The 14122-nt window shown below is 60.9% G+C and carries 15 protein-coding genes; all 15 read left to right on the top strand.

What is annotated here, in order from left to right; translation table 11 throughout:
- The first annotated feature begins 77 nt into the window (after positions 1 to 77).
- The gene (locus tag OYT13_RS04505; RefSeq protein WP_079436164.1) at positions 78 to 920 is read left to right on the top strand and encodes a helix-turn-helix transcriptional regulator; all 843 of its coding nucleotides are present in this window, start codon (positions 78 to 80) and stop codon (positions 918 to 920) included.
- Positions 921 to 1097: 177 nt separating this feature from the next.
- Positions 1098 to 1388 carry a nucleotidyltransferase family protein gene (locus OYT13_RS04500; RefSeq protein ID WP_001247892.1) on the top strand — a complete coding sequence of 97 codons (291 nt, stop codon included), beginning with the start codon at positions 1098 to 1100 and terminating at the stop codon, positions 1386 to 1388.
- Entirely contained in the window at positions 1385 to 1771 is a 387-nt protein-coding gene (locus OYT13_RS04495) for a HepT-like ribonuclease domain-containing protein (RefSeq protein WP_003100872.1), read from the top strand. Before OYT13_RS04500 ends, OYT13_RS04495 begins: the two co-directional genes overlap by 4 nt.
- Positions 1772 to 1786: 15 nt before the next feature.
- Positions 1787 to 1960: a hypothetical protein gene (locus OYT13_RS04490; protein WP_003154411.1), complete on the top strand. Its 174-nt coding sequence runs from the start codon at positions 1787 to 1789 to the stop codon at positions 1958 to 1960.
- Positions 1961 to 2007: 47 nt separating this feature from the next.
- A complete protein-coding gene (locus OYT13_RS04485) occupies positions 2008 to 2364 on the top strand; it encodes a cupin domain-containing protein (protein WP_003465043.1) in 357 nt (118 codons plus the stop codon).
- 254 nt (positions 2365 to 2618) lie between these two features.
- Entirely contained in the window at positions 2619 to 2945 is a 327-nt protein-coding gene (locus tag OYT13_RS04480) for a hypothetical protein (RefSeq protein WP_003100858.1), read from the top strand.
- Positions 2946 to 3012: 67 nt separating this feature from the next.
- Positions 3013 to 3444, top strand: coding sequence for a hypothetical protein (locus tag OYT13_RS04475; protein WP_011875607.1), 432 nt, complete (start codon positions 3013 to 3015; stop codon positions 3442 to 3444).
- A complete protein-coding gene (locus tag OYT13_RS04470) occupies positions 3441 to 3812 on the top strand; it encodes a hypothetical protein (RefSeq protein ID WP_003100853.1) in 372 nt (123 codons plus the stop codon). Before OYT13_RS04475 ends, OYT13_RS04470 begins: the two co-directional genes overlap by 4 nt.
- Positions 3806 to 4363: a recombinase family protein gene (locus tag OYT13_RS04465; protein ID WP_003100847.1), complete on the top strand. Its 558-nt coding sequence runs from the start codon at positions 3806 to 3808 to the stop codon at positions 4361 to 4363. The genes OYT13_RS04470 and OYT13_RS04465 overlap by 7 nt, the downstream gene beginning before the upstream one ends.
- Before the next feature lie 156 nt (positions 4364 to 4519).
- The gene (locus OYT13_RS04460; RefSeq protein ID WP_268567331.1) at positions 4520 to 5143 is read left to right on the top strand and encodes a recombinase family protein; all 624 of its coding nucleotides are present in this window, start codon (positions 4520 to 4522) and stop codon (positions 5141 to 5143) included.
- Complete coding sequence (locus OYT13_RS04455; RefSeq protein WP_268567330.1) at positions 5140 to 7929, top strand: class I SAM-dependent DNA methyltransferase; 2790 nt, start codon at positions 5140 to 5142, stop codon at positions 7927 to 7929. Before OYT13_RS04460 ends, OYT13_RS04455 begins: the two co-directional genes overlap by 4 nt.
- A complete protein-coding gene (locus OYT13_RS04450) occupies positions 7926 to 9980 on the top strand; it encodes a DEAD/DEAH box helicase (protein WP_268567329.1) in 2055 nt (684 codons plus the stop codon). Before OYT13_RS04455 ends, OYT13_RS04450 begins: the two co-directional genes overlap by 4 nt.
- On the top strand, positions 9973 to 11157 hold the full coding sequence (locus OYT13_RS04445; RefSeq protein ID WP_268567328.1) for a GIY-YIG nuclease family protein: 1185 nt from the start codon (positions 9973 to 9975) through the stop codon (positions 11155 to 11157). Before OYT13_RS04450 ends, OYT13_RS04445 begins: the two co-directional genes overlap by 8 nt.
- Before the next feature lie 62 nt (positions 11158 to 11219).
- Entirely contained in the window at positions 11220 to 11453 is a 234-nt protein-coding gene (locus OYT13_RS04440; protein WP_268567327.1) for a transcriptional regulator, read from the top strand.
- Positions 11450 to 14056, top strand: a complete 2607-nt coding sequence (locus OYT13_RS04435) for an AAA family ATPase (protein WP_268567326.1) — start codon at positions 11450 to 11452, stop codon at positions 14054 to 14056. Before OYT13_RS04440 ends, OYT13_RS04435 begins: the two co-directional genes overlap by 4 nt.
- Positions 14057 to 14122 lie beyond the last annotated feature (66 nt).

The raw sequence follows: 14122 nt of genomic DNA, 5'->3' as shown, positions 1-14122 counted from the left end.
ATGATCGCCCTTTGTTTGGTACGATATGGCACGTAAAGTATCAAATACGTAACCTATCGTCTTATATGGAGAGTGGAATGGCGGATCGACTGGCCGGCTTGCTCCGGCACTACTCGCTTTCGGCGCGCGTTTTTCACAGCGGCGCCTTCTGTGGGCAGCATCATTACGCGGCGCCGCATGGCTATATCCATCTGGTGCGGCGCGGCCCGATTACGGCGCGTTCGCCCGTGCATGAAGATCTGCTGGTTACCGAGCCGAGCCTGCTGTTTTATCCGCGCGTGGCGTCGCATCGTTTTGTCGCCGCCCCCGGCGATACCGCTGAGCTGTTGTGTGCGGAGGTCGATCTGGGCGCTTCGACGGGCAATCCGTTGGCCATGGCCTTGCCGTCGATGCTGCTGATTCCGCTGGCGGACTTGCCCGGCCTCGGGCCGACGCTAGAGCTGCTGTTTGCCGAAGCCGAGCGCGACCAGTGCGGTCGGCAGGCCGCCATCGACCGCTTGTGCGAGTTGCTACTGATCCAGTTGCTGCGTTATCTGATGGATGGGCGGCTTGGCGCCACCGGACTGCTGGCGGGACTGGCCGACCCGAAACTCGCGCGCGCCATAACCGCCATGCACGATGCGCCGCAGACCGCGTGGTCGCTCGAGGCGCTGGCGGCGCAGGCGGGCATGTCACGCGCGCGCTTCGCCGCCGCGTTCAAAGACGCGGTGGGCGTCACGCCGGGCGACTATCTGGCCGACTGGCGGATGAACGTCAGTTGCACCCTGCTCAAGCAGGGGCGTCCGGTGGCGGTGGTGGCCGACCGCGTCGGCTACGGCAGCCCGAACGCGTTGGCGCGCGCCTTCCGCGTGCGCATGGGCTGCGCCCCGCGCGACTGGCTGGCGCAGCAGCGCGGTGACGCGTCGCTCAGCGGTTCGTGAGTTTGAGGTCGATTCGCCGGTTCTTGGCGTAGGCGGCGTCGGTGTTGCGCTCGTCGAGCGGGTGAAATTCACAGGCGCGGCACGGGAATCAAGGCATTGCGATTCTCGAAAATAGTTCTTGAAATTCTATTCTTGATTGCATATCATCTCAACGAGTTTCGATAAGAAAGGATGCGCATGCGACCGTCTGTTGTGCTTGACATGAAGCGAAGCGCAGTGCGTGAAGCGGTAGGCCGCTTTCGCGCCGCGAACCCGCGCGTCTTCGGCTCGGTGCTGCATGGCACCGACCGGGATGGCAGCGACCTCGACCTGTTGGTCGATGCGCTGCCCGGTGCCACGTTGTTGGACTTGGGCGATTTGGAAGAAGAACTGAAATCGCTGCTCGGCGTTGACGTCGATCTGCTGACTCCCGGCGACCTGCCGCCGAAGTTCCGGGCCAAGGTGCTCGCGGAGGCGCAACCGATATGAGCGAGAACCGCCTGCCCGATTACCTCGACCACATTCAGCAGGCCGCAACCGATGCGCGCAGCTTCGTGGAAGGGATGGCCAAGGACGACTTCTTGGCCGACAAGCGCACCCAGCAGGCCGTCATCATGAGCCTGATCGTCATCGGCGAGGCGGCCACAAAGGTGATGGATGGCTACGTCGAGTTCACCCAGGCGCATGCCGACGTGCCGTGGCGCAGCATGCGCAATATGCGTAATCGCATGGCTCACGGCTATTTCGACATCAACCTCGATGTGGTGTGGGAGACGGTACAGGAATGGCTGCCGGCGTTGCTCCAGCAATTGCCCGCCGTGCGTCAGGATGCCGACGATGAAGACCGTAACGACAAAGGCATGGAGCCATGACCAATCAAGCCGCCGATGTTCGGCCCCTCTGGCGTGTTCGATCCCGCGACCTATGAGCCGCGCTCGGGCAAGACCTTCTGGATGGCCGCAACGGACGTGAGTTCGCTGGTGGGCAAGGAGGCAGCAGCCGACACGCTCATCGGCAACTGCACGACCGCACGACCAGCCTCCCGTTCAAATTCGAGTTAGAATTCATATCCAGCCTGTCTGGGGGCACTGTGAAAGAGGGATCTCCGATGACTGTTGAATCGAGAATATTTTCTGTAGCCGAGTATGTTCAGCCGTCCGAAGGCGAGCCTATTCGTTCCGTTGTGCTTGAAACCCGAGACTCAATTATCGTGGTTTGGCATGTCCATCCCGGGCAGGAAATTGCGGCTCACATTCATCCTCACGGCCAAGACACGTGGACTGTTTTGTCGGGAATGGCTGATTACTTTCAGGGCAATGGGATTGTTCGTGCCCTCAGGGAAGGTGAGATAGCCGTGGCAAGACCGGGCCAAGTGCACGGGGCGCGAAATACAGGTACCGAGCCATTTGTGTTCGTCTCGGTTGTGGCATCAGCCAATGCCGGTTTCGTATTGGCTGAGCGATAGAGCCCAATCTCTGGAGTTGGTCCAATGAGCGGTCGGGGAGATAGGTAACAGACATGCAGCGGACACGGCTGCTAAACCAGGTCGCAAACCTCCTTGCGTCGCAGCGTGCCGCAAGCGACGCGATCAATCGAATGGGGTCGGCATGAGACTGAACACCATCCAGTTCCCGACCGCGTAGCCGCCTGTCCTGCCGATCAGGTCTTGACCATCGACGCCTGGGATCAGTCCTGAATGTTCTTGGAGACCACTACGTTATGAGCCGCAGCCGCCGCAAAACACCCATCGTCGGGCACACGACCTGCGGCAGCGAGCGCGAGGACAAGAAGCTCTGGCATCAGCGCTGGCGCACCCGTGAGCGCACGGCGCTGACCAGCGCGTCGCCCGAAGCCCTGAGCGCCCATCTGCCCCTGCTGGAAAACCAGGCCAGCAGCGTCTGGTCGATGGGCAAGGATGGCCGCTCCTACTGGCCCGTCAAGCGCCAGGCCGCCACGGCGGATCGCATCGCCAATCACAAGGGACGCAACCCGCAAGAACGCGCCTCCCTGAAAAAGCGCCTGCTGCGCAAGTGGATGAGCAAATGAAGCTCTCCTTCCATATCAGCACATTGCGCTGTTCTGGATGATCGGTGCTCCGGGCGTCTTCGCGCCCGTGATCGAGAACGCCAAGCGGCCCGATGCCGGCGCCGTCATGGCGTGGGGTGTCGCGATCGTGGCGGTGATGATCCTCTTCACCCCTTTGCTGCTGCGCTGTCCACCATTCCGGCGCTGGTATGGCCGGACGGATGCGCTGTCGGAGCGGCAGCGCCAGGCGCTTGCCGAGCGCGGCCTGCGCCGCTACTACCAGACCGCTTTCGATGACGGCTACGTGCCCCGCGTGATGCCCTACGTGTGGCGCATCATCTGGACGGTCGGCGGGTTGATGGCTGTGACCGCCGTACTGCCTACCAACACCGGACGGCCAGCCTTCGATGCCTTGGTGGTCTTCTCGACCTGGTATCCGATAGGCGTGATGCTGCTGGTTTTCGCGTCGAGGCCCCTTGGCCGGTTGATTCGCCAAAGAGCACAGGAGCGGCGGAAATGAGCACGTCAACCATCGAGGCGCTGGCCAGCGCCTGGGCAAGGATTGCCGAGGAAGCGGAATTCCCCGCTGACTACGAGGGGACTGCCACACCACAAGCGCATCGGGCTAGCGAAGCTATTCAGGAGCAGATTCGGGAGCGCATCGTCGCCACCAACGACATGCGGCTGTTCAGCCTGCTGCACCTGCTGGGTCAGGCGTCGCTGCGCATGGAGCAAGCGCTGTGGCCGGAGGATTACGAGCGGATGACGCGCGAGGTTGAGGAAGCCCTGCGGCAAGCCACCGACGCCAACGCCAGATCGTACACCCACGAAGAAGTGATGCAGGCGATGCAGGAACGCATCGACCGGGCGCGAGACAAGCCATGTTGATTGGCTATGCGCGCGTCTCGACGCAGGATCAGAACCTGGAGCTGCAACGCGAAGCCTTGAGCAAGGCCGGATGTAAAAAGGTCTTCGAGGACAAGGTGAGTGGCACGCGGGCAGACCGGCCTGGCTTGGCCAAGACGCTCGAAATGCTGCGCGAAGGCGATACTTTGGTCGTCTGGAAGCTCGACCGGCTGGGCCGGTCGGTCAAGCAACTGGTCGATCTGGTCGGCGATCTGCACAAGCACGGTGTCCAGTTCAGGAGCCTCACCGACTCCATCGACACCGGCACACCATCCGGGCGGTTCTTCTTCCACGTCATGGCGAGCCTTGCCGAAATGGAGCGCGAGCTGACCGTCGAGCGCACCCGCGCCGGGCTGGAAGTCGCCAAGCAGCTCGGCCGCAAAGGCGGCCGCAAGCCGAAGATGACCGACAGCAAGATCGAGTCGGCCAAGAAGCTGCTGGCCAGCGGGGTGCCGCCCAAGGACGTGGCCAAGAACCTCGGCGTGTCCATTCCGACGCTGTACCGCTGGGTGCCAGCCTCCACGCACGCTTAGCGTGCTTTATTTTCCGTTTTCTGAGACGACCCCAATAGACGACTGCACAACAGCCTTCAAACCGCGTTGTCTGGTGCAGTCGTCTTCTGAAAATGACAAGAAGCGCCTTCGGTCTGTTAAAATTCGCATCAATTTTTCAACGTCCGGCAACTGTCAATGAATCAACGGATCGGCTATGCCCGCGTTTCGACAGATGACCAGAACCTGGACCTGCAGCGCGATGCGCTGTGCCTAGCAGGGGTGGGATCCATCTACGAAGAGGCGGCTAGCGGCAAGAATGCTGCTCGGCGGGAGCTTGACCACTGTTTGAAGGCGTTGCGAGCGGGCGATACCCTTGTAGTCTGGCGGCTGGATAGGCTCGGGCGTAGCTTACCGGACCTTGTAAACATCGTTGCTGGACTGGAGGAAAAGGGCATCGGCTTCGAGAGCATCACCGAGAAGATCGAGACCACTAGCGCGGCCGGGAAGCTGGTCTTCCATGTTTTCGCGGCGCTGGCAGAGTTCGAGCGCAACTTGATTCGGGAACGGACTCGGGCCGGCCTGGTCGCGGCACGAGCACGTGGCCGCTCTGGGGGGCGCAAGCCGAAGCTGGATGCACGACAAATAAGGGAGATCAAGCGCTTGATGTCTGATCCGACGATCCCTGTCGCTCAGATTGCGGAGCGCTACAGGGTCTCGCGGACAACTATTTACAAGGTGGCTCCCCGCAGTGCTGTTCCGGCTAGTGAGCCTCAGTCGGATGTGAATGGGAAAAAATCACCTAGGCAAGATGCCGCATGAACGCAGTAGAAATCGAACAAGCCATCACGAACCTGGCGGAGCGGCCCTTCGACCCCGCAGAGTTCCCCTACGCCTTCCTTGAAGCCTTCGGCAACAAGGCGACGACCATCAAGCGCCTGCGTGCTGGGGCGTCGAACAAGTCCGATCTGGGCGGCGTTCTCCAGACCAGCAACATCCACATCCTGACTTGCGATGCGGGGAGAGTGACGCAGACGCTGGCCGCCCTCAAGGCTAGCCCGGCGACGGCCAAGGCCAAGGCCAAGTTTATCCTTGCTACGGACGGAGCGGACTTCGAGGCCGAAGACCTGATCAGCGGCGAGACCGTCGCCTGCGCCTTCAAGGACTTTCCCGATCACTTCGGCTTCTTCCTGCCGCTGGCGGGCATCAGCACCGTCCGCCAGATCAGCGAAAACGCTTTCGACATCCGGGCCACCAGTCGTCTGAACCGGCTGTACGTTGAATTGTTGAAAGACAACCCTGCCTGGGGCACAGCGGAGCGCCGCCACGACATGAACAAGCTCATGGCGCGGCTGATCTTCTGCTTCTTCGCCGAGGACACCGATATCTTTGGCGGCAGGGGCAAGTTCACCGAGACCGTCGCGCGGATGAGTGCGGGGGATTCGGCCAATACGCACGAGGTCATCGCCACGCTGTTCCGCACCATGAACACCAAGCGTGAGGACCGGGCGGCCGCCGGGCTTCCCCGGTGGGCCAATATCGACGATTTCCCCTACGTCAACGGGCAATTGTTCTCTGGCGGCGATGAAGTGCCCCGATTCAGTAAGATCGCCCGGTCCTACCTGTTACACGTCGGGGGTTTGGACTGGACCAAGATCAACCCTGACATCTTCGGCTCAATGATCCAGGCCGTCGCTGAGGACGAGGAGCGCGGCGAGCTGGGGATGCACTACACCAGTGTCCCCAACATCCTTAAGGTGCTGAATCCGCTGTTCCTTGACGACCTGCGTTCCAAACTGGAAGAGGCGAGTGACAACCCTCGTATGTTGCTCAACCTGCGCAAGCGCATCGCCAAGATCAGAGTCTTCGACCCGGCTTGCGGTTCGGGCAACTTCCTGGTCATCGCCTACAAGGAAATGCGCTCCATCGAGGCCGAGATCAATCAGCGGCGCGGTGAGCCTGATCGAGCATCAGAAATCCCGGTCACCAATTTTCGCGGGATCGAGCTACGCGACTTCCCGGCGGAGATCGCACGCCTTGCGTTGGTCATCGCCGAGTACCAGTGCGATGTCCTGTATCGGGGCCAGAAGCTGGCGTTGGCGGAGTTTCTACCGCTACGTAATGAAAACTGGATTACCTGTGGCAACGCGCTGCGGCTGGACTGGTTGAGCATTTGCCCCCCAACGGGGACGGGCGTGAAGGTTCAAGCTGATGACTTGTTTGGGTCGCCACTCGATCAAGCCGAAATCGACTTCGAGAACGAGGGTGGCGAGACGTACCTATGCGGCAATCCGCCGTATGCGGGCAAAGGGAAGAAGTCGCCCCAGCAGCTTGATGACATGGAGTTCCTGCTTGGAACACGAGGAGTCAAGCATGGTTACATTGACTATGTAGGGTGCTGGTTCGTGAAAGCTGTCGAATACGGAACGCACACGCAAGCGTCGTGCGCCTTCGTGGCGACGAACTCTCTCTGCCAAGGACATCAGGTTCCCCTGATCTGGCCTCTTCTTACGGCAGCTGGCCATCAGATTGCCTTCGCTCACACATCCTTCAAGTGGTCCAATCTTGCGAGCAAGAATGCGGGCGTGACGGTAGCGATCATCGGCCTGTCTAGGACGCCGAAGCCGACGCGGCAGCTTTACTCGGTCTCGGACGATGGCACTGTCACCATCAGACAGGTTCCACACATCAACTCCTACTTGGTAGGTGGGCCGGACATATTGGTGGTGAAGAGATCGTCTCCAGCCAACGGGTTGTCGCCGATGGACCTCGGAAACATGCCCTATGACGGTGGCAACCTACTCCTTTCGCGATCGGAGGTTGCAGCCCTGAAGCTACATCCCGAACAGCAGCACACCTTCATTCGTCGCATCTACGGGTCCAAGGAGTTCATCAACAACCTAGAGCGTTACTGTCTCTGGATCGAGGACGACCGACTCGACGAGGCAAGAAGCGTCCCTGAGATTGCGGGCCGTATTGACGGGGTTAGTGCCATGAGGCTGAAAAGCTCGGACGCCGGCGGCAGGGCAATGGCAGCACGATCCCATCAGATGCGAGAGATGCGGACTGCGCAGAACCTGACTGTCGTCATGCCGCGGACTTCCTCCGAGGCGCGTCCGTACCTACCCGCAGGAATCGTGGATGCAGAGAACATAGTGTCTAGCGAAGCTTTCGCTGTGTTTGATGCGCCGCTTTGGCAGTTGGGGTTGCTTGTCTCGCGTATGCATTTGATTTGGATCGCCACGGTCTGCGGCCAGCTTGAGACACGTTACCGTTACTCGAATGTTCTTGGCTGGAACACCTTTCCCGTGCCGATGCTCACCGACAAGAATAAGGCCGACCTTACGCGTTGCGCCGAAGATATTTTGCTGGCGCGGGAGCATCACTTTCCCGCGACCATCGCGGACCTGTACGACCCTGAGAACATGCCGGCTGACCTCCGCGCAGCCCATGATCGCAACGACGAAGTGCTGGATCGCATCTACATCGGTCGGTGCTTCAAGAACGACACCGAGCGGCTGGAAAAGCTGTTTGACCTCTATACCAAGATGACCGCTTCGGCTGCACCCGCCAAGGGCAAGAAGCGCAAAGCGGGAGCCAACGCATGAGCGACAAGATCAAGTCCGTACCGTCCGTTTCCGTCACCTACGCCCGCAACGGCGCATCGACCAAGGCCAATACCCTTGGGATGCGGCCCATGCAAGAGAGGGCATACGAGAGGCGGGGCGAGCAATACCTGCTTATCAAGTCGCCGCCCGCATCGGGCAAGAGCCGTGCGCTGATGTTCGTGGCACTCGACAAGCTCAAGAACCAGGGCATCAAGCAGGCCATCATCGTCGTGCCTGAGAAATCCATCGGGGCCAGCTTCAACGACGAACCGCTGTCGAAGTACGGCTTCTGGTCCGACTGGCACGTCGAACCCAAGTGGAACCTGTGCAACGCGCCGGGCAACGACAACGGCGGCAAGGTCAAGTCGCTGGGTGCATTCCTCGAAGGCGACGACAAGGTGCTGGTCTGCACCCACGCAACTTTTCGCTTCGCGGTCGATGCTTACGGCGTAGAGGCGTTCGACGACCGCCTGATCGCCGTCGATGAGTTCCACCATGTTTCGGCTAACCCCGACAACAAGCTGGGCACGCACCTCGGCCAATTCATCGCACGGGGAAAAGCGCACATCGTCGCCATGACCGGCTCCTACTTTCGGGGCGACGCAGAGGCCGTCCTCGCCCCGCAGGACGAGTCGAGGTTCGATACCGTCACCTACACCTACTACGAACAGCTCAACGGCTACGAGTACCTTAAGCAACTCGACATCGGCTACTTCTTCTACAGCGGGCCATATGTCGATGACATTCTCAAGGTGCTCAACCCGGCAGAGAAGACCATCATCCATATTCCCAACGTGAATTCGCGCGAAAGCACGGGGAAGAAGCATACGGAAGTCGAACACATCATCGAAGAACTTGGGGAGTGGCAGGGCATCGACACCACAACCGGTTTCCAACTCGTCAAACGCCCCGATGGTCGCGTGTTGCGCATCGCTGATCTGGTCGATGACGATTCATCGAAGCGCGACCGGGTGTCCGCCGCGCTGAAAGATCCGACGCAGAAGAACAACCGCGACCATGTGGACATCATCATAGCGCTGGGCATGGCGAAGGAAGGCTTCGACTGGATTTGGTGCGAACACGCACTGACCGTGGGCTACCGTGCCAGCTTGACCGAAATTGTGCAGATCATCGGTCGCGCCACCCGCGATGCACCTGGAAAGACTCGCGCGAGGTTCACCAACCTGATCGCCGAGCCGGACGCGACCGAGGAAGCGGTCACCGAGGCCATCAACGATACGTTGAAGGCCATCGCAGCGAGTCTGCTGATGGAGCAGGTTCTCGCTCCGCGCTTCGAGTTCAAGCCCAAGAATCCCGACAGCGGCCCGACGCCAGGCTTTAACTATGGCGAGGGTGGCTATGACCCGGACCGCTGCAACATCGGTGTCAATGAGCAGACAGGAGCCTACCAGATCGAGATCAAGGGCCTCGCCGAACCCAAGAGCAAAGAGGCAGCGCGCATCTGCCAGGAAGACTTGAACGAAGTGATCGCGGCTTTCGTGCAGGACAAGCACACCATCGAGCGTGGCTTGTTCGACGAAGAGCTGGTTCCCGAGGAGTTGACGCAGGTTCGCATGGGCAAGATCATCAAGGACAAATATCCCGAGCTTGACGCTGAAGACCAGGAGGCGGTACGCCAGCACGCTATCGCCGCCCTCAACCTTACGCAGCAGGCCAAGCGGCTTGTCACTGAAGGCGAGAGCGACGGATCGCCCAATACCGCCCTGATCGATGGCGTGCGCCGCTTTGCGATGGACGTGCGCGAGCTGGACATTGACCTTATCGACCGAATCAACCCCTTTGGCGAAGCCTATGCCATCCTCGCCAAGACAATGAGCGAGGACAGCTTGAAGCAGGTCGCGGCGGCCATCTCGGCCAAACGCACCTCGATCACGCCTGAAGATGCCAAAGTGATCGCCAAGCGCGCGGTTGAGTTCAAACGCGAGCGTGGGAGGGCTCCATCGGTTACCGCGCAGGACGCCTGGGAAAAGCACCTTGCCGAAGGTGCGGCCGCCTTCATGAGGTTCAGGGCGGAGGGACGCTATGAGTAACTCCGATCTTGACGACCTGGCGGCAGAGCTGGCCGAGTTCGCGCCACCTGAGAAGAAAAATGGACGTCCAGCCAGCGAGGAGCGTGTCATTGCCGGCTTCGAGGAAATCCAACGCTTCACCGAGCAGCATGGGCGTGCGCCGCAGCATGGCGAAGACCGCGACATATTCGAGCGCCTGTATGCAGTGCGACTTGACCGTCTACGCGCGCTCCCGGACTGCCGTGCCTTCCTTGAGCCGCTAGACCATCAGGGCTTGCTTGTTGGGTCGCCGGCCGTTGCTGCTTCCGCGGACGAAACTATCGACATCGACGAATTGGCTGCCGAACTGGCGGATGCTGCCGGCGCGGACGACATCACGGTCTTGCGCCATGTCCGTACCAGCGCCGAAAAGCGCGCGGCCGAGGAGGTCGCGGATCGCAAGCCCTGCGAGGATTTCGAGACCTTCCGGCCCTTGTTCGAGCGCGTGAAGGTGGAAGTCAAGACCGGTATGCGCCAGTCCCAACCCATCGAAGCGGGCCGCCGCGCGATTGAAGCCGGGGACTTTTTTGTTCTTGATGGCCTTACTCTCTACGTTGCTGAGGTCGGCGAGCCGCTGAAGACGACCGCCGGGGAAGTGGACCGCCGCCTGCGCCTCATCTTCTCCAACGGCACCGAAAGCAATCTGCTGCTGCGCTCGCTCCAGCGTGCGTTCTACAACGACCCCGCCGCGCGGCGGCTGGCCTCGCCCGAGAGCGGACAACTCTCCTTCGGCGGCGAACTTGAGGCCGATGATGTCGAAAGCGGCACGATCTATGTCCTGCGCTCCCTGTCCGATCATCCCTACGTCGCGCAGCACCGCGACATCATCCACAAGATGGGCGTGACGGGCGGCAGGGTTGAAACGCGCATCGCCAACGCCGAGAACGAAGCGACATATCTGCTGGCAAAGGTCGAGGTCGTTGCGACCTACAAGCTCGCTGGGATCAATCGCATTCGGATGGAGAACCTGTTCCACAGGCTGTTCGCGCCCGCTCGGTTGAACATCACTATCAATGACCGCTTCGGTCACCCCGTGCAGCCCGAGGAGTGGTTTCTCGTTCCTCTCTTCGTCATCGACGAAGCCGTGGCACGCATCAAGGATGGCAGCATCACCGGGTACATCTACGATCCCAAGGCTGCGAAGCTGGTGAAGGTATAGGGCAGCGCAAATGCATGAATAGCCTTGGCCTCAGGCCAGGATGAACTCCAGGAGGAAGCAGCATGATCAAGCCGCATCAGGAAGACCAAGCCGAGCCTCTTTTCATCACCGAGGAAGTCGAGGCCGAATTGATCGCGGCCGGCTACGAATTCTCACCGCCTGGCCACGCGAGGACCGCAAGCATCTCCGAGCTGTTCGGCTGGCGGCCTGGTGAGATGCTGTCGGAAGCCGTAAGCAGGCGGTTGGCGGGCACTTGTACAGCTAGGGAGTGCAAACCACGAGGCAAAGGTCTATGACGACGGAAGCAGAGGCGCTCGCCAACATCCTTGCGTGGTCTGCTGATAGTCCCGGCTGGCAGCGCGACGCACTGCGCCGACTTGCAACGCAAGCGGCTCTGGAGGCGGCCGAGATTGACGAGCTGGCTTCCATCTGCAAGGGCGACAACCCGGCAGTCCCGCTGGAAGCGGGGCACCTTCGCGGCCCGAACCGCGATCAGGGGGAAGTCTATCTGCGGCAGGTGCATGGAGTCCGGCATGTCAACGCCCTGGCTCTCGACCAACGGCTGACGCTCCACCGTGTCGGTTTGACAATTGTTTATGGCGACAACGGATCGGGAAAATCCGGCTACGCGCGGATTCTCAAGAAGGTATGTCGCGCCCGTATGCCTGGCCGAGCCGAGGAAATCGCGCCCGACATCTATGACGCTGCGCCAGGCACGCCGAGCGCCACGATCGAATACGCGATCAGCGGACACAACCGCACTTGCGCTTGGCAACTTGGGCAGGCTGCCGACACCGCGCTTTCAGGCATCAGCGTGTTCGATTCCCGCACCGCGAACGTCCACGTTGACGATACGAATGACGTGGCTTACACGCCGTTTCCGCTCAAACTGCTGGGTGCGCTGGCGCAGCTCTGTAAGTCGGTCAAGGACAAGCTCGCGGCCGAGATTGCGCAGATAAAGGCGCAAACGCCCGAGGCGATCAGGACGCCGGCATGCAGCAGGGACACAGCGGTTGGCAAGCTCATGGCCCGGCTCACCGCCAACACTGCGCCGGCGACGGTCGAAGCGTTGGCCACGCTCACGCAAGCAGAGCAGGACCGATTGGCGCAGCTCACGGCGGACCTGGCTGGTGATCCGGCTCGTGCGGCGCGCCAGCTTGCGGCGTTGAAGACCAAGGTTGATGGGCACGTTGCGCGCCTGGATCGGCTATTTGCTTCAATCAGCGACGATGCTGCCAATAACCTGTGCCGCCTTGCCGTTGATAGCGATGCCGCGCGCCGGGCGGCAGAAGCTGCCTCCAGTGCGCTGTTCCGCGACGAACCGTTGCCGCAGATCGGGTCGGAGGTTTGGCAGGCGCTATGGGCCAGTGCCCGAGCATTTTCTGACGCGGAAGCCTATCCCGAACGGCGCTTCCCCGTCACAGATTCCGGCAGCGTATGCGTGCTTTGCCAGCAGGATTTGACGCCTGTCGCCGCTGATCGTCTCAATCGCTTCGAGGCTTTTGTGCGCGACGACAGCCAGCAACGTGCCGACGCTGCGCGCGTCGCATACGACAAGGCGCTGGCAACGTTCAAGGGTGATGCTATTTCGTTGGCGGAGCTTACGAACATTGTGGCAACTGTCCGCGACGAACTGCGTCAGGATGCCTTGGCGATGGAGATCAGGGGCGCGGCCCTGCTGGCCCTGTGGCGTCATCGCCAGATCAGGCGACGCCACGCAAATCCAAGCGCCGCTATTGACGTGCCCGTTACTGAATATTCGCGTCAGGCGCTGGCCGATCAAGCAGCGGGCATTGAGACTCGGGCGAACGCCCTTGCCGCGGAGGCTGGCTCTCCAGCTCGCGTCGCCTTGCTTGCCGAAAAGGCCGAGCTTGCGGATCGGCAATGGCTTGGTGGCATCAAAGCCGATGTTTTCGCCGAAATCGAACGCCAGAAGAAAATCGCACGGCTTGAGGCAGCCCAGCGGGACACTGCTACGAACCGCGTCACGACAAAGAGCACCGAGATCGCTCAGGCTTTGGTGACAGACGCGCTACGTGCACAATTTGCTCGCGAGGTGGCGAGCTTCGAGATTGCTGGCCTCGCTGTGGAGCTGCGACAGCAAAACAGCGTTCAGGGCATCCCTCGCTTCAAGGTCGCACTTACACGGAAGCCCACGGCCGCGGTGGGACAGGTTTTGAGCGAAGGCGAGCATCGCTGCGTTGCCTTGGCCGCGTTCATGGCCGAACTCGCCACCACCGAAAACAAATCCGGCATCGTCTTCGACGATCCCGTTTCCTCGCTCGACCACATGCACCGGGAGGCCGTAGCTAAACGCCTGGTTGCTGAGGCCGCTCATCGCCAGGTCATTGTCTTCACTCATGACCTTGCGTTCCTATTCGAGTTGAATCGCGCGGCGGACGACGCGCAGCCTAAGCCGCCGGTTGCGATTAGCTCCATCAGCCGGGGTGCTGACAAGGCAGGTTTCTGCCGCAGCGAGCCGCCATTCAAAGCGCGTCGGGTCAGTGACATCACCACAAGTCTGAGCAATCAGCTTGCGGGTGAACGCTACCACTTCGAGCAAGGCAATCACGACGAGTGGCGAAAGTCCGTCAAATCCATCGCCGCAACGTTGCGCGATACGTGGGAGATCGCGGTTGAAGAAGCTGTCGGACACGTCATTCGGCGACTGTCCAACGAAGTGAAGACGCCTGGCTTGGTCAAGCTGACCGCGATCACGGTTGCTGACTGCGAGGCCATGCGCGACGGATTTGGTCGCTGTTCCGAGCTGCTGCACAGCGCCGCCGCTGCGTTGAATCGTCCTCTGCCGAGACCGGAAGCACTGACGGCAGAGATTGATGCGTTGGCGGCCTGGGCGGACAGCCTTCGGCAGCGTCAGGGCGCTGCGAGGTTGCCCTGAATCCTTGGCGTCACCTAAGTGCTGCGGGGGTGGGGCGTGGTATCGTTCATGGCATTTAAAGGGCAT

The sequence above is a fragment of the Pandoraea sp. XJJ-1 genome (assembly GCF_026802345.1).
GTDB lineage: Bacteria > Pseudomonadota > Gammaproteobacteria > Burkholderiales > Burkholderiaceae > Pandoraea > Pandoraea cepalis.
Note: the sequence above shows the minus strand (reverse complement) of the source record. Positions and strands in the feature narration are given on the sequence as shown.